We start from the raw sequence: 22,058 nt of genomic DNA, 5'->3' as shown, positions 1-22,058 counted from the left end.
AGTAGCTCCATGTACTACGCTGCCCTGCCGTCATTCAACTTATCTATCCGCATGAAAAACCTCCTCTACTTACCGATGGCGTTGCTGTTACCGCTGCTGGCTGCCTGCTCAAGCAAGGATTCTGACGCCGAACCACAAGGTGTAGTTGCCGCCTTCGATCAGGATTTTACCCTGCAGTACCGCCAGTCTTCTTCCCTGCCTCAGGTGGCCTCATCGGAGCTGACGCTGCGGTTGGACGACTTGCAATTCAGCATCTGCCCGAGCAAGGCCAATTGCCTCGTCCCCGACCATGTGCAGCCGACGTTTACTATCAGTGGGCGCGACGCACAGACGCAGACCCTAAAGCTGCCTTCCTCCGGCCGGCTTGTGGTGAACAGTCAGTACCCTGACACGACCAGCGTGCGGGCCAACGGCCGGCGGTACATACTCCACTTCACGGGCTGGAACCTAGCGGCCAACAAGCAGGACAACCCCATGAAGCAGGACTTTACAATTAGCCTGCGGGTCGAGAAGCCTGAGTAGCCGTACCGTACCCGCGCTAGATCTGCTCCAGATCGGTGCGGGTCCGTTCGCTGGCGGTTTGGTCGCCGGTGTTTACGGTCGATTTAGGCTCGATCATCAGAATCCAGGTTTCGGCGGCGGAATGGGGACGATGGTCGGTGCCGCGAGGCACTACCAGCAGCTCACCGGGGTTCAGCTCGGCCGTGATGCCGTCGCGGAAGTCAATCAGCAACTGGCCCTTCACCACCATAAACAGCTCGTCTTCGGCCGCGTGGTTGTGCCAGATGAACTCGCCCTGCACCCGCGCAATTTTCAGGTGCTGATCATTCAGTTCGCCAATTACCCGCGGGTTCCAGTGGTCGGTGAACTGCGCAAACTTGTCTTCGAGGCGGATAACCTTCATTATTGAGAGAATTGAGGCGCAGGGTGATAACAGTGCTACTGGCAGCCCACCACTAGGCCGTCGTAGGCTAAGCGGATGTTTTCGGGCAGGGTAGCCTCTACATCGTAGTGGCGGCCCAGCTGGTGGCTGATGTGGGTGAGGTAGCCGCGGGCCGGAGCCAGATCTTCGAGAATAGCAACGGCCTGCTGCAGCGTGAAGTGGGAAATGTGCTGCTCGTGGCGCAGGGCATTGAGCACGATGATTTCGGAGCCGCGCATCAGCTCTATCGACTCGGGACTGAGGTAGTTGGCATCGGTGATGTAGGTGAACCCGCCCACCCGGTAGCCCAGCACCGGCAGCTTGTAGTGCAGCGCCCGGATGGGCTGAAACGGCACTCCGGCCACCTCGAAAACATCCGTTTCGCTTTCAATTGGGTATTGTGCCACCTGCGGTACGCCCGGGTATTTGTGGTCGGCAAAAATATAGGCGTACTCCTGCTGCAGCTGCGCCAGCACCCGGGGCTCGGCATGCACGGGCATGTCCTGCTGCTGCCGGAAATTATAGGCCCGGATGTCGTCGAGGCCGCCCGTGTGGTCTTTGTGCTCGTGAGTGAACACCACGGCATCGAGGTGGTCGACCTGCGCGCGCAGCACCTGCTGCCGGAAATCGGGGCCCGAGTCGATGATGATGCTTTTGCCGGCTACCTGCAGGTGCACCGATACGCGCAGGCGCTTGTCGCGGTAGTCAACTGAGCGGCAGACGCTGCAGGTGCACCCGATTACGGGTACTCCCTGCGACGTACCCGTACCCAGAAACGTGATTTGCATAGGGGAGAGGTGAGACTATGAGAGGTGAGAAGTAAAACTACATTGCTGCGGTGCAAACGTCAGAACAAAGTCTCACCTCTCACCTCCCATAGTCCTGTTTCTCCTTTAGCCTACGTATTGCTTTACTACGCGCACCAAGGCGTCGAAATCGAGCGGCTTGGGCAGGTAATCGGTTACGCCGGCCTCGCGAAACTGCTCCATCGAGTAATTGTTGGCATTGCCGGTGATGGCAATTACCGGAATTTTGGCAATGCGCGGGTCGGGGTTGCGGCGGATTTCGCGGGTGCACTCCATCCCGTCTTTCACCGGAATGTTGATGTCCATCAGCACGCAGTCGATGGGCTGGCTTTCGATTTGCCGAATGACTTCGCCTCCGTTTTTAGCAGATACAATACGGTACTGCTGCAGCTCCAGAATCTTTTTTGTGAGATTGAGGATAACGGAGCTGTCTTCGGCGATGAGAATGGTTTTGGCGTTTAGGTTTTCCATAGGGAGTAGGCAGAGAGGGAGTTGGGAATGAAAAGGGCGAGAGAAGGCAAAGGGGCCCGGCCCGTCAAGGAGCCTGTGTCAGGGCAGGGTAAACGGCTCTGAATTCTGCAAATAAAACAAGTAAAAGTTGAAAATCAGCAGGGGCGTTTTCTATATCTTGGGCGCGCAGCTTGTGCTCCAGACTCTTAACGCTTTCGGCCAGCGCCAAAATGCCTAATGTAAAGCCTGTTCCCTTGAGTTGGTGCAGGTGAGGCAGAATAGCGGTGTACTGGCCATCGGCTACCAGCAACGCCGCCTCGCTCAGTACTTGGTCGGCTTCCTGCTCGAAATCGGTGTAGAGCTGGGCCGCGAACTCACCGCCTCCCAACTGGCGTAACTGCTCCACAATGGCCATATCAATCACCACAAGTCCTGCGGCGGCTTCGGCCGGCGGTGTAGGGGTAGCAGGCTCGGCGGGCTGGGCACTGGTGGTTGTAGCAGCCGGCGCGGCGGTGGCAGCCGTGGCCACCTGGCTGAGTACGGGCGGGGCGGCGGGGCTGCTCCAGCGGCGTAGCATGGCATACAAATCCTGGCTTTTTACGGGCTTGGCAATGTAGTCGTCCATGCCTTCCTCCACGAAGCGCTTGGCGTCTTCGCGCATCGAGTAGGCCGTCATGGCTACTATTGGTGGGCAGCTAGGACCGAGGCGGCGACGGATTTCGCGCATAGCCGTCACGCCATCCATTTCCGGCATCTGAATGTCCATGAAAATCAGGTCGTAGCGGGTATCGGGCGCAATGGCCCGGCTGATGGCTTCGAAACCATCGGCGGCTACTGTTACGGTACAGCCCAGCTTGTCGAGCAGGCGCGAGGCTACTTTCTGGTTGATGGGGTTGTCGTCGACGAGCAGTATGCGCGGGTTGGTTTCAAAACGCACCACTTCCTGCGGCCGCTCGCGCGCCAGCCGGCGCTCCAGCATAATCTCCTCCTCGTTGTGGGCCACCTGGCAGCGGATGGTAAACCAGAAGGTAGAGCCCTCGCCCACGTTGGAGTACACCCCAATTTCGCCGCCCAGCATATCGGCCAGCTGCTTGCTGATGGCCAGCCCCAGCCCGGTACCCCCGAAGGCCTTGGTGGGCGTGGTATCGAGCTGGGTGAAGTTGGTGAAGAGCAGCTTCTCGTCGTCGGGCGAAATACCGATGCCCGAGTCCTGCACCGCAAAGCGCAGCTCGTACTTATCCTCAAACGTCCCTTCGTCGGCAGTATCAGCCGTGGCCTCCGCTTCGGGGGCGGCCACCATCGATACAACGATGCTGACGGTGCCCTGCGAAGTAAACTTGATAGCGTTGGAGGTGAGGTTGCTCAGAATCTGGAGCAGGCGCGTTTCGTCGGTGATGACGAAGCGCGGCGTGTTGGGCGTAAGATGGTAAGTGAACTTGAGCCGTTTCTGGTTGGCGCGGTTCGAAAACAGCGAGTAAATCTTTTCGAGCGTGTAGTGCAGGTCGATACCCGACTCGTTGAGCTGGAGCTTGCCAGCCTGGATTTTCGACAGATCCAGAATGTCGTTCAGAATGGCCAGCAGCGCATCCGACGACTTACGCAGTGTGTCTACATACTCCTCCTGCTCCTCGCTGGCCACCGTCTGGTGTAGCAGGTCAATCATGCCGATAATGCCGTTCATGGGCGTGCGCAGCTCGTGGCTCATGTTGGCCAGAAACAGCGTTTTGGCCTCCAGCGCCTGCTCTGCGGCTTCTTTGGCCAGGCGCAGGTCGTCCTGCATCTGCTTGAGGCCGGTTATGTCGCGCCCGATGCCTTCCGTGCCGTTTAGCTGGCCGCCGGCCTCATCGCCCAGCAGCCGGCGCGCGTTTACCAGCACACTCACGGCGTGGCCGTCCTTGTGGCGCATGGCTACCTCAAAGTTGCGCGCCTCGCCTAGGTCGCGCACCTGCTGCAGCAGGTTGTCGCGCTCTTGCGGATTAATATAGAAGTTGCCAATAAACTGGCCAATAACCTCTTCGGGCCGGTAACCCAGCATGTCGTATATCGAGGGGCTAAGCAGCGTGATGAGGCCCTGCGTGTCGGTGCGATAGTACACATCCTGAAACGACTCGAAAATAGCGCGGAACTTCTCCTCCTGAGCTACCAGCTCCAGCTGCGAGCGTTTCTTGTCGGTAATGTCGTGGGCAATGCCCGAAATTTCCTCGAACGAGCCATCTTCGAGGTAGATGGGGTTGAGGTAGATTTCGCGCCACGAGTCCTGGCCCTTGGCGTCGCGCAGGCGCACCTCGAAGCGTTGCGGGTGCCCCTGGAAAGCGCGGCGGTAATTGCTGATGAAGGCTTCGCGGGCCTCGGGGTCCATCAGGGCCACATCGGCCTGCCACATGTTCATGCCCAGAGACGGGTACACGCCATTGCGGCGCAGGAAATAGGCGGCGTAGTTGCGGTTGAACGAGGCCAGCCGGGCGCGCGTATCCAACGACCACATCAGGTGGGAGCCGCTCTCGAAAATGGCGTTCAGGCGGGCATTCTGCTTCTGAATCTGGACCTCGTTGCGCTTGCGCTCAATGGCCAGTGCCACCTGGTTGGAGATGAAGTGCAGAATCTCGATGTCGGAGGGTGCGTAGGCATCGGCCTTCTGGTAGTCCTGCACCGCAATTACCCCGATAATCCGCTCGCCAATACTCAGCGGCGAGCATAGCATCACCTCCGGCATCAGGCCGTAGGCCGTTACAGCCCCGTCGGACACCAGTTGCTGCAGGTCTTCGCGCAGCAGATACAGCGGCCGGCCCGTGCGGATAATATGCTCCGAAACACCCGTCGAGAAGGGCCGTGTCATCATGGCCTGCTCGCCGGGGGCATTCTGATCGACGAAATAGGCGAACTGCAGCTGGGTGCGGGCCTCGTCGCAGAGGGCGATGTAGAAGTTGTTGGTTTCAATAATCTTGCTCAGCTCGCGGTGAATGGCTCCGTAGAGGGAGAGCAGATCTTTGGAGCTGATGGCCAGGTTGGCAATGCTGTAATACACCTTCTGCAGCCGCTCGGCCTTTATCCGGTCGGTTATGTCGTGCAGAATGGCGCGGGTGCTCACCGGCTCGTTGTCCTGCCAGGAGCAGGAAATGGAGCCAATGAGATGGATGGGCTTGCCCGATTTGGTCAGGAATACGGTTTCGAGCTTGTTGACCTTCTCGCCCTTGTACAGGTTGCGCAGCTGGTAGAGCAGCTTGGCCTTGTAGTACGGATGCACCACGCTGGCCAGGGTCAGTGAGGGTAGCTCCTCATCATCGTAGCCCAGCTTCTCCTTCCAGGCCTTGTTCACGAACAGAAAGCGGTTGTCGATGCTCAGGTTCTGAATCAGGTCGTGGGCATTGTCGAGAAAGTCCTGCAGGCGGTTGCGGTTGTCGGTAAGGGCCCGCACGGCCACCTGCTTGTCGGTGATGTCGCGGCCCACAAACAGCACGCCGGTAATGGCCCCATCAATGTCGCGCTCAAATTCGGAGTGCCAGAAGAAGGTGCGCCCCCGGCCATAAATTGTCAGCAGCGAATGCTCAAAGAAATCCTGTACTTCCTGCGTTTCCAGTGCCCGCTGGAAGGCGTAGCGACGGGGTTCCTGCTCGCTGGGAGGCGCAAACAGGCCGAAATACTCCCGCCCAATGAGTGTATCAACCAGATGCCCGGTTACTTCGCAGAAGTAGGTGTTTACATCCTGAATGAAGCCCTTGCGGTCGAGTAGCAGGTAACACATGCCAGCCCGGCTGAGCACATCGCGCAGCTGGCCGCGCGAAAAGCTTTCGGTAGGCGCTTCGGTAGGTGCATCAACGATTTCTGCCGCCGGTGCATCAGGGGCGACCTGCGTCAGGTTGCGCAGGGCCAGTAGCAGCAGTGGTTCGTCCTCGGCCGTTGGTCCGGCCAGGCGGCTAACAACAGCCTGGGCCGTGAGTTGGTCGCCGCCGTGAGCCTGCTGCCCGTGCCAGTTCCACAAACACACCTCACCCGAATGAGCGCAGGCCGCCAGCAGCTCGTGCATTTCAGTTTCGGTAGTGGGACCAACTTCCGTAGAGGGCATGTCAGCTGCTGTGAAGGCCATCAGGCCGCTGTCCAGCAGCACGGTGCGGGTGGTGTTCAGCTGCTCAACGGCGCGCTGGTTGCAGTCGAGCAGGGTGCCGTGGGGGTCGTAAAGAAGCAGCGCTTCGGCCGATTGCTCGAACAGCGCCCGGTAAATATCGGGCGAAAGTGCGGCGGAGTTATTGGCGGCCGAGTTGCTCGGAGAAGGAGGCATGTGGGAGGCAGAGAATGGCAAAATGGCTTCCCCAACAAGCGGGTCCCCGAACGAAGTTCTTAAATTGGGGACAAATCCCGAATAATCCATCTTTTTGCGCCGCAAACACTGCTACCTGCTCTGCCGCCCCGTCTGGTTTTCACCGTCACGACCGACCTAAATTACGACCAGCGGATGCAGCGCATCTGTGCCTCGCTGGCTCGCGCCGGCTACGCCGTGCTGCTGGTAGGCCGGCAGGGGCCCGCTTCGCAGCCATTGGGCCCGCAGCCATACGCTCAGCACCGACTACGCTGCTTTTTTCAGCGCGGAAAAATATTCTATGTAGAATACAACCTGCGCCTGCTGCTGTTTCTGGCGGGCCAGCGGGCGGCGGCCTGGTGTGCCATCGACCTCGATACGGCCCTGCCCGTGTGGCTGCGGGCCCGGCTGGGCGGGCAACCCTTCGTGTACGATGCCCATGAGCTGTTTACCGAGGTGCCCGAAGTGGTGGCCCGGCCCCGGGTGCAGCGGTTGTGGCGCCGGATTGAAAACTTTATTGTGCCCCGCGCGGCGCTGGCTTACACCGTGGGGCCGGCGCTAGCCCGGCTGTTCGGGCAGCGCCACGGCCGGCCCTTCGCGGTGGTGCGCAACATCAGCCGCCTCAGCACCGAAACTTTGCCGCCGGCTCCCACCGCCGCGCCGGCCGGCGGGTTTATTTTGTATCAAGGCGCGCTGAATGCGGGTCGGGGCCTGGAGGAGTTGCTGGCTGCCATGCCGCAGATACATGGCCGGCTGGTGCTCTGTGGCGAGGGCGACCTCTCGCATAGCCTGCGCCGGCAGGCCGGTGAGCTGGGGTTGCTGGAGTCGGGGCAGGTGGAGTTCCGGGGCTTTGTGCGGCCCGACGAGCTGCGCGAGCTGACGCGCCACGCCACGGTGGGCGTTAACCTGCTGCGCAACGTGGGCCTGAGTTACTATTACTCGCTGGCTAACAAGTTCTTCGACTACCTGCACGCCGGCGTGCCGCAGGTAGTCATCGATTTTCCGGAGTACCGCGCCCTCAACGAGCAGTACGACGTGGCCGATTTAGTGCCCGACCTGGAACCGGCCACGCTGGCCGCCGCCCTCAACCGCCTGCTGCCCGGCGGCGACGGGGCCCGGTACCACCAGCTGGCCGAAAATGCCCGCCGTGCCCGCCCGCTGCTTAGCTGGCAGCACGAGGAGCAGGAACTGCTGCGGCTGTACGCCACGCTGCTGCCCAACGCGCAGGTAGCTGGTGCGGCCGGCGCGTAAGAGCGTGTTGGGGAATTTATTAAAACAGCGTTTCCGGCAGGCTCAGCATGACAATGCCTAAACACGCGCTAAGCCCGAATCGGCCGTAGCTTTGCGACTTCTTATGTGCTCCTATGAACCCGCCCGCCAACCCGAGTGCTTCCGCTGAACCAACGCTGCTCGTACTTACGGGCCCAACGGCCGTGGGCAAAACGGCGCTGTGTGTAGCGCTGGCCCAACGCCTGAACACCGAAATTGTGTCGGCCGATTCGCGGCAGTTTTTCCGGGAGCTGAGCATCGGTACGGCCAAGCCCACCGCGGCCGAAATGGGCGGTGTGCGGCACCACTTCATCGACTCGCACAGCATTGCCGACGAGTATAACGCCGGCCGCTTCGAGCAGGAGGCGCTGGCGCGGCTGGCCGAGCTGTTTGAGCACCACAAAACGGTTATCCTGACCGGGGGCTCGGGTTTGTACCTGCAGGCCGTAACCGAGGGTCTCGACGATTTGCCGTCCGCGCCGCCCGAAATCCGGGCCGGGCTGCACGTTGAACTGGCTGCCCACGGGCTGGAGCCGCTGGTGGCCGAGCTGGCCCGCCTCGACCCGGTAGCCCACGGCCGTATCGACTTGCAAAACCACCAGCGGGTGTTGCGGGCGCTGGAAATCTGCCGGGCCACCGGGCAGCCGTTCAGCTCGTTCCACGGCCGCAAAACGACCGAGCGGCCCTTCCGCATCATCAAAATTGCCCTCACCCGCGAACGGGAAGAACTCTACCGGCGCATTGATAAACGGATGGACCTGATGCTGGCTGCCGGACTGGAGGCCGAAGCCCGTGCGCTGTATCCGTACCGCCACCACAACGCCCTGCAGACAGTGGGCTACCAGGAGCTATTCGGTTACTTCGAAGGCCAGTACGACTACGCTGAAGCCGTGCGCCTGCTCAAGCGCAACTCGCGCCGCTACGCCAAGCGCCAGCTGGCCTGGCTCCGCCGCGACCCGCAATATCAGTGGCTGCACCCAGATGAGGTGCCGGGCTGGCTGGCTGAGAACATGGGGCAATAGCAGGCTGTCCGGCTTCTTTGCTCCGCTTTACTTCCATTGCAGGCTATTGATGTGCTGGCCGATTTTGCGGCCCTCGCGTAAGCCCACTTCATTGTCCTGGCGGGAATGAATGCCGCCCAGAAAGCGCGAGAGGGCCGATTCTTCGGCCGTTTCCCAGAACGAGTGATAGGTGCGGGCCTTGAAGTCGGTTGCCCGGGCCACGTCGCGCCCACGGCCCACGTGCGAATCGTCGGTGAAGGTGAGGTTGCCGTAGAGGCCCTCCAGCACCACGGCCGTGGCCGCTGACTGCGTGGCGTGCCCCGAGGAGTAGCCCGGAAACGGCGGCGCGGGCCAGAACGGTACCCAGCCGGGGTCGATAAAGCGGCGCACAAACGTGTAGGGCCGCTCGTTGTTGAAGGTGTATTTGCACTTCCAGCAGATGATGAAAGCATCGGCCACGGCAATGCCCGTGCGGGCAAAGGTTTCGGCCGCCTTTCCCAGGTCGGCCTGCGTGGTGGTTACCACGATGCGGGCCAGATTGTAGGAGTGGCCGGGGGGGGTGAAGGTGTCGCTCGGGTCGTCGGCCCACCACACGGCTATTTCCTTTTCCTGCTGCGTCAGGCCAATGTTTTTGGCATACACCTCCAGGTACTGCGCGTAGTACTGCGAGGTAGGCGAGGGGGAGTAGGGGAGTGGCGAGGGCATGGGCATGGCCGCATCAAGGGCCAGAAAAGTGCGGTTGCTGCCCCAGTACGGCTGCATCGGCCGGAGTCCGTTTTCGGTGGGCTGCCAGTCGCCCGGGTTGGTGGTGGGCACGTAGCCGGCCGGGAAGTTGCGCAGGTAGCCCTCGTGGCCGCCATCGGTTTTCGACCACGCAAATATGGCCTCCGCCACAGCCCGGCCATAGGCAGCCGAACGGTCGTCCGTGGCCGCGTCGGGGCCGGCATACGCGCGGGCCAGGGCATCCTCCAGCGAGTCGATGCGGGCGCGGCTGGCAGCAGGGGCGTTGGCAAACAGGTTTTTCAGGATGAGGGCCTGGGCTGCATTTGCGCACAGCGGCCAGCGGTAAGCCTGTCCGGTTTCGGGTTGGGGAAGGCTGCCAAGCTGCTGGAGCTGGCCGGCCAATGAGCGGCGCCCCGGCATACCCGCCGCCACCGACTCGTAGAGCGTGAGACCGGCGTAACCCAGCGCCCGGGCTGCAACGGGCGGCGTAAAGCCGGGGCTCTGGCGCACGAGCTGCAGCGTGAGGGTGCTCCACTTGGTAGCTACCGCCGCATCATAGCTGCTGGTTGGTGCTACGACCGGCGCAACCTCCGGTTCCGGCTGGCAGCTACTTAGTAGCGCCAGTATCAGCAGCGCCGAGCCGGTAAGTAGCCACTGCCGCAGCATGGAGCAGATTTTTGGCATACAGAGGGGCAAATCGAACATTTGTCAGGAGAAATTACCTGGATAAATATACTTTTTAAGATTGATATATTTATAAAAATTATTCAATTATTTATTTATTATGCATGCTGCTTACTTGTACATTCGGCCGTCAGCTGGCTAAAGAAGGTGTCGAAAAGAAAGTCGGAGGTGCCCCGGCTTTTCTGACGGAATCAACTGCCGTTTTCCAATAGCAGGACGTGGAGCAGGAACTACGGTGGCGGCAGAAACGGCAAAAAAAACTGCCAACACCCGGAGGTGCTGGCAGAACGTGTTGCTGATGAAGAAATGACTGAGGCAGACGCTAAGCGTTCAGGATTTCCACCATGCGCATGAAGCTCTGGTTGATGAGCTTGCGCTTGTGAATGGTATCGGCGAAGGGCGTGTACACGAGCTTGCGGTCCACGATGCCGGCCATCACATTGTGCATGCCATTCATGAGGCCTTCCACGGCCGCAATGCCAATCTGCGAAGCCAGCATCCGGTCGGCGGCCGAAGGGGCACCGCCGCGCTGAATGTGGCCGATAATGGTAACGCGGGTATCGAGCTGCGGTATTGCGGCCTTCACCTGCCGCGCTACTTCGTGGGCATTGCCCTCCTCATCGCCTTCGGCAATAACCACCAGAAACGAGGTTTTGGAACGGTTGCGGCCGTTTCTAAGCGTTGCAATCACCGCCTCAGTCGAGAGCTGGGTTTCGGGAATCATGACGATTTCGGCCCCGCCTCCGATGGCGCAGGGAATGGCAATGTAGCCCGAGTCGCGGCCCATCACCTCCACAAAAAAGCACCGGTCGTGCGAGTCGGCCGTATCCCGGATTTTGTCGATGGCCTCCAGCGCCGTATTTACGGCCGTGTCGTAGCCAATGGTGTAATCGGTGCCATACAGGTCGTTGTCGATGGTACCGGGCGCACCCACTATCGGAATGCCGAACTCCTGCTCGAAAAGCGTGGCCCCGGTAAAGGTGCCGTTGCCGCCAATGGCCACCAGCCCGTCGATACCGTGGTTAACGAGCTGGTCGAAGGCCAGCTGCCGGCCTTCGCGGGTCTGGAACGTCTGGCTGCGGGCCGATTTGAGGATGGTACCGCCTTTTTGAATCGTATTGGAAACCGAGGCCGAATCGAGCTTCACGAACTCGCCCTTCACCATGCCGCTGTAGCCGCGCATGATGCCGTACACCTCAATGCCGTGGTAAACAGCCGTGCGAACCACGGCCCGGATGCAGGCGTTCATACCGGGCGCGTCGCCTCCGCTGGTGAAAACTGCAATACGCTTCATCATACTCATCTGGCTCTTATTGTGGGCAAACCGGCCCACCGGACCGCAACCGGTAAAGGTGCGGAATTTGCGCCGAAAGTACGTTGCCTGCCCGGTTAAATGCAAACCGGCCACTAGTGGGGTTAACCGTTTTTCCGGCGGCTGCGTATCGGCTTTATTGCGTATTGGTTGTTAAAGCCCTAACTTAACTTCCGTTGCGGCCGGGTGGCCCCACTCCGGGGGCACCCGGATACCCTCGCACATCTTCGTCCTCCCTCGCCAACTACCCGCCCCATGTTCGGTTTTTTTGAAAATGAGCAGACCAGAAAGGTTAAAAGCCACTTGGTAAATCTGGCCGCACTGGCCAAGGCCGACGGGCACATCGACGAGCGGGAAATGAACTTCATTGTGGCCGTAGGCCGCAAAAGCGGTATGCGCGCCGGCGAAGTGCGCGCCCTGGTAGGCAACGCCAGCGCCCACGATATGCTCCTGCCCGACAACGATTCGGAGCGCTTCGACCAGATTTTTGACCTCGTGGATATGATGCTGGCCGACGGCGTGGTTGACGACACCGAAATGCGCTTCTGCATCGATATGGCCCAGCGGCTGGGCTTCGCCCCCAATATTGTAGCTAGTCTGGTGCGCAGCATCTCGCAGGGCGTGCGCGACGGCCTGCCCCGCGAACGAGTCAAAGCCGACGCCATGGCGCTACTGAGCAACTAAACTGCCCGTCTATTATTCTGACGCAAGAAGGAACTTAACCCACTAAAACGAACCGTTGTTACGGTCGTCTGAGTGGGTTAAGGTCCTTGCTGCGTCAGGGAGGCAGATAGGTTCTGTTTTACTCGCCCATTGCCCTAAGCAAACCAGCGCAGGCTTCGTCAATCTGCTCCAGGGTGATGGTAAGGGGCGGGGCAATGCGCAGCGAGTTGTCGCAGAACAGGAACCAGTCGGTGAGTAAATGCTGCTCCCAGAGCGCGCGGTCGATGAGGGGTTTGAGCACCTCGAACGAGTCGAACTCGACGGCCATCAGCAGTCCGCAGTTGCGCACCTCCCGGATGGACGGGTGTACTAGCAGCTCGCGGAAGCGGGCGGCTTTGGCGGCTACACCGGCCAGCAGGTTTTCTTCCTGAATAACCTGAAGCGTAGCCAGCGAGGCCGCGCACGAAACCGGGTGGCCCCCAAACGTGGTGCAATGGCCCAGAATAGGGTCGGTTTTGAAGCCTGCCATGATGGCCTGGGGCGCAATAAAGGCTCCGATGGGCATACCGCCACCCATACCTTTGGCCGTAAGCAGAATGTCGGGCTCGATACCGAACTGCTCGAAGGCCCAGAACGTGCCCGTGCGGCCAAACCCGCACTGAATCTCGTCTAGGATCAGCAGCGCGCCCACTTCGGTGCAGCGCTGGCGCAGGGCCGGCAGGTAGCCGGGAGCCGGCACGCGCACGCCCGCTTCGCCCGGCACGGTTTCTATCACCACGGCCGCTGTGTGCTCAGTTATGAGCTGCAGGTCGTCGAATTTGTTGTGGTGGATGTGGCGCACGTCGGGCAGCAGGGGCCGATAGGCGTTCTTGAAGCCCTCGGAGCCGGTGATGCTGAGGGCGCCGTGGGTGGAGCCGTGGTAGGCGTTGTGGCAGCTTACCAGCCCGGTGCGGCCGGTGTGGCGCTTGGCCAGCTTCAGGGCCCCTTCCACGGCCTCGGTGCCCGAGTTGGTGAAGTACACGTTGTCGAGGCGGGCGGGCAGCGTGGCAGTGAGGGCCTGGGCTAATAGGGCCGGCGGGGCCTGCACCACTTCGCCATACACCATCAGGTGCAGGTACTTATCGAGCTGGCCCTGAATGGCGGCCAGCACCCGCGGGTGGCGGTGGCCCACGTTGCTTACGCCGATACCGGCAATCAGGTCGAGGTAGCGGGTGCCATCGGGGGCGTACATGTACACGCCCTCGGCCCGCTCAATTTCCAGCAGCAGCGGAAAGTCGGAGGTCTGGGCCTGGTGGCGCAGGAAAAGCTGGCGAGGAGTAAGCATAGCGCAAAGGTACGGCGGCCTTCTGAGTGGTAGGTAGTGAGAAAAGGAACGTCATGCTGAGCGAAGGCGCAGCCGTAGTCGAAGCATCTCTACCGTAACACTAACCCTGACGTTAGGATTACTATGGCAGTAGAGATGCTTCTACTACGGCTGCGCCTTCGCTCAGCATGACGTTCCTTTTCCAGCCAAACTGGCTACTCGTCGGCCGGGCCCCCGGCACCGGGCCGGTTGGCTACGCGCTTGAGTACTTCGCGGGTGAACTGGCGCTCGGCCAGGAACAGGGCTGCTACCTGCCGCACACTGATAACGCGCTGGAACCGCTCGAAGTAGTCTTTTTCGAGGTCGATGTCCTGCTGGCGGAGCTTAAACGAGAGGTTGAAGTTGTCGCGTAGCTGCTGGTCGCTCAGGCCATCGGTCTGGTTGGGGCGCAGCTGGCGCAGGCGCTGGTTCAGGTCGCGGCGCTTGCCCGTGAACTCGTTGTAAACAGGCCAGAACTTCTGGGCCTGCTCGGGGGTGAGGGAAACTCTCTGGGTGATATAGGCCACACGGGCGTTTTCGAGCTGGCTCAGCCGCTCCGGCCGCTGGCCCCCGCCGCGCTGGGCAACGGCCTCGGGCAGCAGGCCGGCCGTTAGCAGGCTCAGCAGCAGCAGGGTGCGAAACAGGTAGTTCATAGGAATAGGAGGAAAGCGGAAAAACAAAAAAGTGGAGTTTACAGATAGCTCTCGTCGGCAGACTGCTCGTCGAGCAGCTCGCGCAACTCGGTGGGCGAAGCCTGCCAGTAAGTGCTGGCGGGCGTGGCACTGGCGGTGCCGGGCACCTCGGCCAAATCGACCAGGGTAATACGCTGGTCGGTGGTGAGCAGGTAGCTGAGCAGCTGTTCCTGCGGTATATAGGCCAAAGCATCGGAGTTGGCGGCCAGCGGGGCGGCCGGGGTCAGCCAGAACGCGGCCGCAAAGCCGCCCAGTATCACCGTAGAGGCCAAAGCGTTGCGCACCGGGGCCGTGAGGGCCGCCAGCCAGCCCCAGCCGGGCGCAGTGGCGGCCGGAGCGCCTTGCACCCGCTGCATCACCCGCATCGGCAGCTGCTCGAAGTAGCGCTCGGGCGGCGGGGCCAGTGTGGGCCGGGGGCGGCTGCGGCGGTGTTCATCCAGGTTGAAGGGCGTGTTCATAGTGCTTAGAGGAAGTCGCGGGCAATAGGTTTAAATCACAGCTGTTGCAGATGGTGCAGGTAGCACAGATTCGTTCAGGTATAGATGGTGCAGGTGAGTTGATAATGCGGCTGATACTGATTGATTGACAGGTTTGATTCATAGAACCTGTTTAGGAAGTGTCTGCTATTTAAATGAACGTCATGCTGAGCTTGTCGAAGCATCTCTACTGCCTCGTTGAACGCCCCACTACAAAGCAGTAGAGATGCTTCGACAAGCTCAGCATGACGTTCTAGTTGACCTCCTAAACAGCTTCATAGTTACCGGAACGAATCTGCGTTATCATTTTCATCTGCATCATCTATGATTCAATCTGCGTCATCCAACCATCTGCAACATCAGTGATTCTACTTTTTTTACGGCGTGATGATAGGAGGCTTTCAGGGCCCCCACGCTGGTGCCGGTTACTTCGGCCATCTGCTCGTAGGGCATTTCGTCGTAGTAGCGCAGGTTGAACACCAGCCGCTGCTTGTCGGGCAGCGTGAGGATGGCTTTTTGCAGCTTCAGCTCGATTTCGTCGCCGGCCAGGCTTTCGTCGGCTTCGAGTTGGACGCTGAGTTCGGCCGTAACATCGGTGAGGGGCAGCAGAAACTTGTGGCGCTTGCTTTTGAGCCAGGTCAGGCACTCGTTGGTGGCAATCCGGTAAATCCAGGTGTAAAGCGAGGCATCCTGTCGGAAACCCTCCAGATGGTTCCAGACTTTGATGAACACATCCTGAGTCAGGTCGTCGGCGTCGTCGTGGTTGATGACCATTTTGCGCACGTGCCAGTACACCTGGCGCTGGTATTTGCGCACAAGCTGGTTGAAGGCCACATTGCGAGCGGCCGGATCGTGAAACTTGGCAAGTATCTCCTGGTCTTCCAAAGGGCGCAGGCGAGCGGGTGGGTAAGGGCGGATTCGGCGGGTTAGAGGCCGCGGCGGCCGCAGGGTTTAACGGGGTGGCGCAGAAAAATGAGAAAAGCAGCGCGCCACGCTCCTGCCTACCGTTTCGTCGAGTAGGAAAAACCCACCGTAATATTCGTGTTTTCGGGCACTTTGCCTTCGCTGAACTGCGAGTCGTAGGTGTAGTTATAGGCGAAGGTGACGGCCAGGTTGTTGACGAGCTTGAGGGCGGCCGACGACACGCTGCTGAAGCGGAAGTTGCTGAATTTCTCCAGGGAAGGCTGGTAGAGCGTGGTGGAGTTGAACGTGAGGTTTTTGAAGGAGTACACTATTTTCAGGCGGGCCGAGTTGCGGGCCGTTATCACGCTGCGGCCGTCGAGGAAGTTGGTTTGCTCGCGGATGAGGAGGTTGCTTACGGCCAGCTCGCGGCCCAGCGAATCGGAATAAAGGGCCCAGCCCGGGCCGGCACCCAGCTGCACCCGCCGCGTAATGCCGCGCAGGTTGCTTTGCTCGAACCCGCCCAGCGCATACGCCCGGAAACGGCCTCGCCAGTAATAAGGAGTGGTGTTAATCAATAACTCCCGCTCCTGTAGCAGCCCGTTCTGCTTGCCATAAGCAAAGCGGCCGTTGAGCGGCAAACCGAAATGCTTGCCCCGGCTGATGGTAATGTCCTGGGTGGTGGAGAGTAGCGTCCGGTTGACGCCGCCGCTGCTGTAGGCGCCCGTCAGTTGGCCCGCGTACACAATAAGCACCGTGTCGGCTGGTGGCTGGCTTTGGGCGCGGGCGGGCAAAAGCAGCCCCAGCAACAAGGCAACTACTAGAAAGTACAGTTTGAACATAGGCGCAGAACAGCAGGAGGGAGGGCCGCCGGAGCGTGCCCTGGGGCACAGCGTAATTCAAAAGGCCGCCCACGCTCCGGCATGCAAAGGTAGGGGCCACTGCACGGAACGATTGATTGATGAAAAGAATGGGCCGGTCTGAACCGGATTGCCGCCCGCGCCAAAGCCATGGGCTTTTGCCTATCATTACTTCCCAAACTCAACCTTTCGGCGGCTGGCAGCCGCAAGCTGTTCTTGTATGACTATTCGTTTTGCGCTTTGTGCGCTGGTTTTGTGGGCAGGCGTGCTGCTGCCGGCCGGAGCCCAGATGATTCCGCCACCCATGAAACAGGCCCCGTCGGGTCCCAAGGTCGAAACTAGCGCCCCCGCCCCGTCCAGGGCCCAGGACTCGGCCCGCTCCGAAGACCTGATAACCGACACCAACGTGCTGCGCCGCATCGATTCCATGCGGCGGGCCAGTACCAGCCGCCTGGAGGAAATCCAGACGGAGCTGCTGACGCTTAAAAGCACCACGGCCGACAAGCGCCGCGAGCGGGAGCTGGTAGCCGAGCTGGGCACCCTGCGCCAGGTCGATTCGTTGCGCAAGGCCCGCTCGCGCCGTTACATCGACTCGCTGAAGGTGAATGCCAAGGGCTTCCCGGTGGCCCCGCACAACGACACGCTGTTTTACGTGTACACCAAGCTCGGGCCGTTTTCGCCCCAGGAACGGGCCCAGCTCACGGAGGAAAAAATCAAGCGCCTCGAAAAGGCCGTTTTCTTCAGTCCCGACTCGCTGCGCATTTACCCTTCGGAGCAGAGTACCGACCTGATGTACGGCGAGCAGGTGCTGCAGAGCATCAGCGAAAACGACGCGCTCTGGCACAACGTAAGCCGCGATTCGCTGGCCCGCCTGCACCGGCAGCGCATCATCACGGCCGTGCAGGAGTACAAGCAGCAGAACAGCCTGCTCAACATCGCCAAGGAAGTGGGCCTGACGCTGCTCGTGCTCATCGTGCTGTACTTCACGGTGCGCTACATTATCAAGTTTTTTAGCTGGGTGCGCCTCAAGCTGTTAGCCAAGGAAGGTACCTGGTTTAAGGGCATCAAGTTTGGCAACTACGAGTTTTTCAACGAGCAGCGCCAGCTGAGCGCCGTGCTGCTGCTGGTTACGGTGCTGAAATGGGTGGTGGTGCTGCTGGCCATTTACCTGGTGCTGCCGGTGGTGTTCAGCATCTTCCCCGGCACCCAGGATATTGCCGATACGCTGCTGGGCTACGTTTTTAACCCGCTCCGGCGCATTGCGCTGGCCTTCTGGAACTACCTGCCCAACCTGTTCACCATCATCGTAATTGTGACGGTGTTCCGCTACGTGCTCAAGGCGGTTTATTCGATCAAGGAAGAAATCCGGGCCGGCAACCTGACCATCGACGGCTTCTACCCCGACTGGGCCAACCCCACCTACCAGATTGTGCGGATACTGGTGTGGGCTTTTGCGCTGATTGTGATTTTTCCCTACCTGCCGGGTTCCGACTCGCCGGTGTTTCAGGGCGTGTCGGTGTTTCTGGGCTTTCTGCTCACGTTCGGCTCGGCCGGTTCGCTCTCCAACATCGTGGCCGGGCTGGTGCTCACCTACATGCGGGCCTACAAAATTGGCGACCGGGTAAAAATCGGCGACGTCACGGGCGACATCGTGGAGAAAACCCTGCTCGTCACCCGTATCCGCACCATCAAAAACGAGGAAATCACGATTCCCAACTCCTCGGTGATGAGCTCCTACACCACCAACTATTCCACCGTAGCACCCACGCTGGGCCTCATTATGCACACCGGCGTCACCATCGGCTACGATGTGCCCTGGCCCCAGGTGCACCAGCTGCTGCTGGCCGCCGCCGTGGATGCCGACGTGCTCACCGAGCCCGCCCCGTTCGTGCTCCAGACCAGCCTCGACGACTGGTACGTGGCCTACGAACTCAACTTCTACACCCACGCTGCCAATAAGCAGGCCGGCATCTACTCACGCATCCACCAAAACATCCAGGACCGTTTCAACGAGGCCGGCGTCGAAATCATGTCGCCCCACTACCGCGCTATGCGCGACGGCAGCCAGACCACCATCCCCGCCGGCTACCTGCCCAAGGACTACGAGGCTCCCAAGTTCCGGGTGGATAACTCGGGACCAACGCCGTAGGGGCGGGGCTTAGCAGCGCCCCTGCACCGACCGCCGCAACTTGGGTTAACTATAATATCTTCTTGCTGGTAGTCTGTTGAGCTAGCCACTCTGCCTATGCGCGGCCTCAACAAAGTAACCCTGATCGGGAATCTGGGTAAAGACCCGGAAATTAATGTGCTGGAAGGCAACGTGGCCGTGGCGAAGTTTTCGCTGGCCACGTCGGAAACTTACCGCGACAAAAGTGGCCAGCCCCACACCAGTACCGACTGGCATAGCATCGTGCTCTGGCGCGGTCTGGCCGAGCTGGCCCAGGCCTACCTGCGTCGGGGCAGCCTGGTATACGTGGAGGGCAAGCTCAAAACCCGCCACTACGACGACGCGGCCGGCGTACGCCACTACGTAACAGAGGTAATAGGGGAGCAGGTGCTGATGCTGGACAGGAAAACCGGCCCCGCCCCGCCGCGCCCCGCCCCGCCCACGCAGCCACGACGGCGGCCGTTTCGTTGCGGTTGCGGGAAGACCGGGCCGAGTTTCAAGTGTTTTTTCCCTATTCGGAGGCGGCTATCCGGGGGGGCGCTGCTGGCGGCGGGGGTGCAGTATAGCGCCGCCGCCCGGGGCTACGTGCTGCCGGCCACGCCCGAAGCCGTAGCGCCCCTGCGGCAGGCATGCCAGCAGCTGGGCGTACCGCTGCACCTGCCGGTGGTGCCCGTGTTGGCCGGCCCGCCACCGCCGCCCACGCCGCAGCAAGCCGTGCTCAACCGCTATGCCCAACATATAGTGTTGAAACGCTATAGTCCGGCCACGCTTAAAAACTACCGCACCGCATTTCAGCAGTTTTTGCTGCACCATGCCCCACGCCTGCCCCTGGACCTGACGCGCCAAGAACTTCTCGATTACCTGGCCGGGCGGGTAGCGGCCGGCATTTCGGAAGCCTACCAGAATCTGCTCATCAACGCCATTAAATTCTATTACGAGCAGGTGGAAGGGCAGCCCCGGCAATACTACGCCGTGCCCCGGCCCAAACAGCCGCTTACCAACCCCAAAGTACTGGCCCGGGAAGAGGTGCGGGCACTGCTGGCGGGCACCGAAAACCGTAAGCATCGGGCCATGCTGATGCTGGCCTACGGACTGGGCCTGCGCCTGGGCGAAGTACTGGCCCTCATGCCGCCCGACATTGACAGCAAGCGGATGGCCTTGTATGTGCGGGCAGGCAAGGGCAACAAAGACCGTGATTTGCCCTTGCCCGAGAGTTTGCTACATTTACTTCGCGAGCAATACCGGCAGTTTAGGCCCGTTACGTTTCTGTTCGAGGGCCTGCAGCCTGGCGAGCCGTACAGTGCCCGCAGCCTGCAGCTGGTGGTGAAGCAGGCGGCCCGTAACCCTGCATATGCTTCGCCACTCGTATGCCACCCATCTGCTGGAAGCCGGCACGGATATCCGTATCATTCAGGATTTACTCGGCCACAGCAGCATTAAAACCACCGAAATCTACACCCATGTTGCGCAACATAATCGTCCTGCTTCCCCACTCGACAGCTCGGGCCTGTAACGCTACTAGTTTCGCTTATATCGCTACTAGTAGACATATAAGCGAAACCCACTTGCGGGCTAAGTAGATATAAGCGAAACTCAATCACCGCTACGAGTCGCGGCAATAGGAATGTTAGTGGCAACTATAATGAAACGACACTGCATAACAATCATACTGACTTTTTTGACTTTGACTTCCGTTTTCGGACAGACGAAAATGACTTCGTGTGACTGCCCCAAAACGCAATTTGCGGGAACAAAAGCCGACACGACTTTTCATCTTTCAAACGGCAAGACAATTGTTTTGTGTGGTTATAAAAATCCTGATAGCAAAACGACAAATTTTTCTGAATTCATTCTTGCAGTTTGCGGACAAGACACAATCATTGATTTTTGGGGTGCAGTGCTGACCTGCCGACTTAAAGCAAATAAAGACACATTGCTTGTTGACCAACTTCAAAACTTACAGACTGGAAAGAATTTTAAATTTTAGGAAACAGTTTGGACAACAGAAAAAATATATTTCAGTGGACAAAAAATCATTAGAAAACGTGTAGTTAATAGAAAAATTCGAAAATACAGCATAGAAGAAATTCAAACAGTTTTAAAAACTTACGAAACTACAAAGCCTGGACTTGACGACAGTAAAATGGAAATTGCAAACAAGTTATTTATTGCTACAATTTCGGGCGACAAAAAAGCAAGACAATATTTTAAAGAATTTAAAAATAAATTTGGAACGCTTGACGGAGTATTTTCTGAAGAATACAGCGACTTGACAGCAATGTTAGAACTATGGGACACGAAAGAATAGCAGCTTGTAACAGGCGTTTGGCAAAAAAGCGGGTTCAGTGGTTAAATGAAGTTTTGTACTTCGTATCAAGTTCAGTGCTGGCAGACAGTTTAGTACTTCGAAATCCGCTTCTTCGCCAAGCGCCAAAACGTTACAGGCAATTAAAAAAAAGCGCCCGCAACTCTACGTTGCGGGCGCTTTTTGCTACTTTAAGAAGTAACTGGATATTTACCTTGCCTTCCGCTTAATTACCTTCTCCACGGCGGCCACAATGGCGGCTTCGTTGAGCTTATACTTTTCCATCAGCTGGTCGGGCGTGCCCGATTCGCCGAACGAGTCGTTTACGGCCACCATCTCCAGCGGCAGCGGCTCCTCGCGGGCCAGCAGTTGGGCGATGGAGTCGCCGAGGCCGCCGTTCATCTGGTGCTCCTCGGCCGTTACCACGCAGCGCGTTTTACGGGCCGATTCCAGAATCATCCGGGCATCGAGGGGCTTAATGGTGTGGATGTTGATGATTTCGGCGTTGATGCCTTTGTCGGCCAGCAGCTTGCCGGCCAGAATGGCCTTCCATACCAGATGGCCGGTAGCGAAGATGCTCACGTCGGCGCCCTCGTTGAGCATAACGCCCTTGCCGATTTCAAACTGCTGGTCGGCGGGGGTGAAGTTGGGCACCACCGGGCGGCCGAAGCGCAGGTACACCGGGCCCTCGTAGTCGGCAATAGCCAGCGTGGCGGCCTTGGTCTGGTTGTAGTCGCAGGGGTTGATGACAGTCATGTGGGGCAGCATCTTCATCAGCCCGATGTCTTCCAGAATCTGGTGGGTGGCGCCATCTTCGCCCAGCGTGAGGCCGGCGTGGGAGGCGCAGATTTTCACATTTTTGTCCGAGTAGGCAATGCTCTGCCGAATCTGGTCGTACACCCGGCCGGTGCTGAAGTTGGCAAACGTGCCGGTGAAGGGAATTTTGCCGCCGATGGTGAGGCCGGCCGCCAGGCCCATCATGTTGGCCTCGGCAATGCCCACCTGGAAAAACCGCTCGGGGAAGTCCTTCACGAAGGCATCCATTTTAAGCGAGCCGATGAGGTCGGCGCACAGGGCCACCACGTTGGGGTTGGTTTTGCCCAGCTCGTGCAAACCGGCACCAAAGCCGCTGCGGGTATCCTTCGATTCGGTGTAGGGAAAGTCTTTCATTAGATAGGGTGTTGGGGACTTA

At 59.5% G+C, this 22,058-nt stretch carries 19 protein-coding genes and 1 pseudogene; 8 read left to right on the top strand and 12 right to left on the bottom strand.

Annotated features, from left to right (window positions below; translation table 11 throughout):
* Positions 1 to 51 precede the first annotated feature (51 nt).
* Entirely contained in the window at positions 52 to 522 is a 471-nt protein-coding gene (locus tag HW554_RS08075) for a hypothetical protein (RefSeq protein ID WP_176908069.1), read from the top strand.
* A 16-nt stretch (positions 523 to 538) separates the two neighbouring features.
* On the opposite strand, the gene HW554_RS08070 is transcribed toward HW554_RS08075, so the two are convergent.
* The 4 genes from HW554_RS08070 to HW554_RS08055 all read right to left on the bottom strand — a co-directional run bounded on the left by HW554_RS08070 (position 539) and on the right by HW554_RS08055 (position 6,454).
* Positions 539 to 904, bottom strand: a complete 366-nt coding sequence (locus HW554_RS08070) for a cupin domain-containing protein (RefSeq protein ID WP_176908068.1) — start codon at positions 902 to 904, stop codon at positions 539 to 541.
* A gap of 35 nt (positions 905 to 939) precedes the next feature.
* Complete coding sequence (locus HW554_RS08065; protein WP_176908067.1) at positions 940 to 1,710, bottom strand: MBL fold metallo-hydrolase; 771 nt, start codon at positions 1,708 to 1,710, stop codon at positions 940 to 942.
* 105 nt (positions 1,711 to 1,815) lie between these two features.
* The gene (locus HW554_RS08060; RefSeq protein ID WP_176908066.1) at positions 1,816 to 2,199 is read right to left on the bottom strand and encodes a response regulator; all 384 of its coding nucleotides are present in this window, start codon (positions 2,197 to 2,199) and stop codon (positions 1,816 to 1,818) included.
* Between the two features lie 64 nt (positions 2,200 to 2,263).
* On the bottom strand, positions 2,264 to 6,454 hold the full coding sequence (locus HW554_RS08055; RefSeq protein ID WP_176908065.1) for a PAS domain S-box protein: 4,191 nt from the start codon (positions 6,452 to 6,454) through the stop codon (positions 2,264 to 2,266).
* A 174-nt stretch (positions 6,455 to 6,628) separates the two neighbouring features.
* On the opposite strand from HW554_RS08055, the gene HW554_RS08050 reads away from it, so the two are divergent.
* Positions 6,629 to 7,723, top strand: coding sequence for a glycosyltransferase (locus tag HW554_RS08050; RefSeq protein WP_176908064.1), 1,095 nt, complete (start codon positions 6,629 to 6,631; stop codon positions 7,721 to 7,723).
* A 113-nt stretch (positions 7,724 to 7,836) separates the two neighbouring features.
* Positions 7,837 to 8,763, top strand: a complete 927-nt coding sequence (gene miaA, locus HW554_RS08045) for a tRNA (adenosine(37)-N6)-dimethylallyltransferase MiaA (RefSeq protein ID WP_176908063.1) — start codon at positions 7,837 to 7,839, stop codon at positions 8,761 to 8,763.
* Positions 8,764 to 8,790: 27 nt separating this feature from the next.
* On the opposite strand, the gene HW554_RS08040 is transcribed toward miaA, so the two are convergent.
* Positions 8,791 to 10,149: a vanadium-dependent haloperoxidase gene (locus HW554_RS08040; protein WP_246285153.1), complete on the bottom strand. Its 1,359-nt coding sequence runs from the start codon at positions 10,147 to 10,149 to the stop codon at positions 8,791 to 8,793.
* A 322-nt stretch (positions 10,150 to 10,471) separates the two neighbouring features.
* On the bottom strand, positions 10,472 to 11,443 hold the full coding sequence (gene pfkA, locus HW554_RS08035; protein ID WP_176899908.1) for a 6-phosphofructokinase: 972 nt from the start codon (positions 11,441 to 11,443) through the stop codon (positions 10,472 to 10,474).
* Positions 11,444 to 11,716: 273 nt separating this feature from the next.
* On the opposite strand from pfkA, the gene HW554_RS08030 reads away from it, so the two are divergent.
* Complete coding sequence (locus HW554_RS08030) at positions 11,717 to 12,145, top strand: tellurite resistance TerB family protein (protein ID WP_176908062.1); 429 nt, start codon at positions 11,717 to 11,719, stop codon at positions 12,143 to 12,145.
* Positions 12,146 to 12,263: 118 nt separating this feature from the next.
* Here HW554_RS08030 and HW554_RS08025 read toward each other — a convergent pair whose 3' ends face one another.
* The 5 genes from HW554_RS08025 to HW554_RS08005 form a co-directional block, all read right to left on the bottom strand.
* Positions 12,264 to 13,448, bottom strand: coding sequence for an aspartate aminotransferase family protein (locus tag HW554_RS08025; protein WP_176908061.1), 1,185 nt, complete (start codon positions 13,446 to 13,448; stop codon positions 12,264 to 12,266).
* A 194-nt stretch (positions 13,449 to 13,642) separates the two neighbouring features.
* Positions 13,643 to 14,119 (bottom strand): hypothetical protein, encoded by a 477-nt coding sequence (locus HW554_RS08020; RefSeq protein ID WP_176908060.1) that lies wholly within the window; start codon positions 14,117 to 14,119, stop codon positions 13,643 to 13,645.
* A gap of 38 nt (positions 14,120 to 14,157) precedes the next feature.
* On the bottom strand, positions 14,158 to 14,616 hold the full coding sequence (locus tag HW554_RS08015) for a hypothetical protein (RefSeq protein WP_176908059.1): 459 nt from the start codon (positions 14,614 to 14,616) through the stop codon (positions 14,158 to 14,160).
* A 357-nt stretch (positions 14,617 to 14,973) separates the two neighbouring features.
* Positions 14,974 to 15,519, bottom strand: coding sequence for an RNA polymerase sigma factor (locus HW554_RS08010; protein ID WP_176908058.1), 546 nt, complete (start codon positions 15,517 to 15,519; stop codon positions 14,974 to 14,976).
* Between the two features lie 116 nt (positions 15,520 to 15,635).
* Positions 15,636 to 16,376: a DUF481 domain-containing protein gene (locus HW554_RS08005; RefSeq protein ID WP_176908057.1), complete on the bottom strand. Its 741-nt coding sequence runs from the start codon at positions 16,374 to 16,376 to the stop codon at positions 15,636 to 15,638.
* A gap of 238 nt (positions 16,377 to 16,614) precedes the next feature.
* Between HW554_RS08005 and HW554_RS08000 the strand changes: the two genes are divergently transcribed.
* From HW554_RS08000 to HW554_RS07975, 4 genes and pseudogenes are all read left to right on the top strand, one after another.
* Positions 16,615 to 18,543, top strand: a complete 1,929-nt coding sequence (locus HW554_RS08000; protein ID WP_246285152.1) for a mechanosensitive ion channel family protein — start codon at positions 16,615 to 16,617, stop codon at positions 18,541 to 18,543.
* Positions 18,544 to 18,639: 96 nt separating this feature from the next.
* A pseudogene (gene ssb / locus HW554_RS20405) lies at positions 18,640 to 20,074 on the top strand (single-stranded DNA-binding protein).
* A gap of 165 nt (positions 20,075 to 20,239) precedes the next feature.
* Complete coding sequence (locus tag HW554_RS07980; RefSeq protein ID WP_176908055.1) at positions 20,240 to 20,548, top strand: hypothetical protein; 309 nt, start codon at positions 20,240 to 20,242, stop codon at positions 20,546 to 20,548.
* Positions 20,549 to 20,704: 156 nt separating this feature from the next.
* Complete coding sequence (locus HW554_RS07975) at positions 20,705 to 20,869, top strand: hypothetical protein (RefSeq protein WP_176908054.1); 165 nt, start codon at positions 20,705 to 20,707, stop codon at positions 20,867 to 20,869.
* Between the two features lie 207 nt (positions 20,870 to 21,076).
* Here the strand turns inward: HW554_RS07975 and HW554_RS07970 are convergent, their stop codons facing one another.
* On the bottom strand, positions 21,077 to 22,036 hold the full coding sequence (locus HW554_RS07970; protein ID WP_176908053.1) for a transketolase family protein: 960 nt from the start codon (positions 22,034 to 22,036) through the stop codon (positions 21,077 to 21,079).
* Positions 22,037 to 22,058 lie beyond the last annotated feature (22 nt).

The organism is Hymenobacter lapidiphilus (assembly GCF_013377885.1).
GTDB classification, from domain to species: domain Bacteria; phylum Bacteroidota; class Bacteroidia; order Cytophagales; family Hymenobacteraceae; genus Hymenobacter; species Hymenobacter lapidiphilus.
The sequence above is the reverse complement of the archived record's forward strand: the minus strand, read 5'-3'. Positions and strand labels throughout refer to the sequence as shown.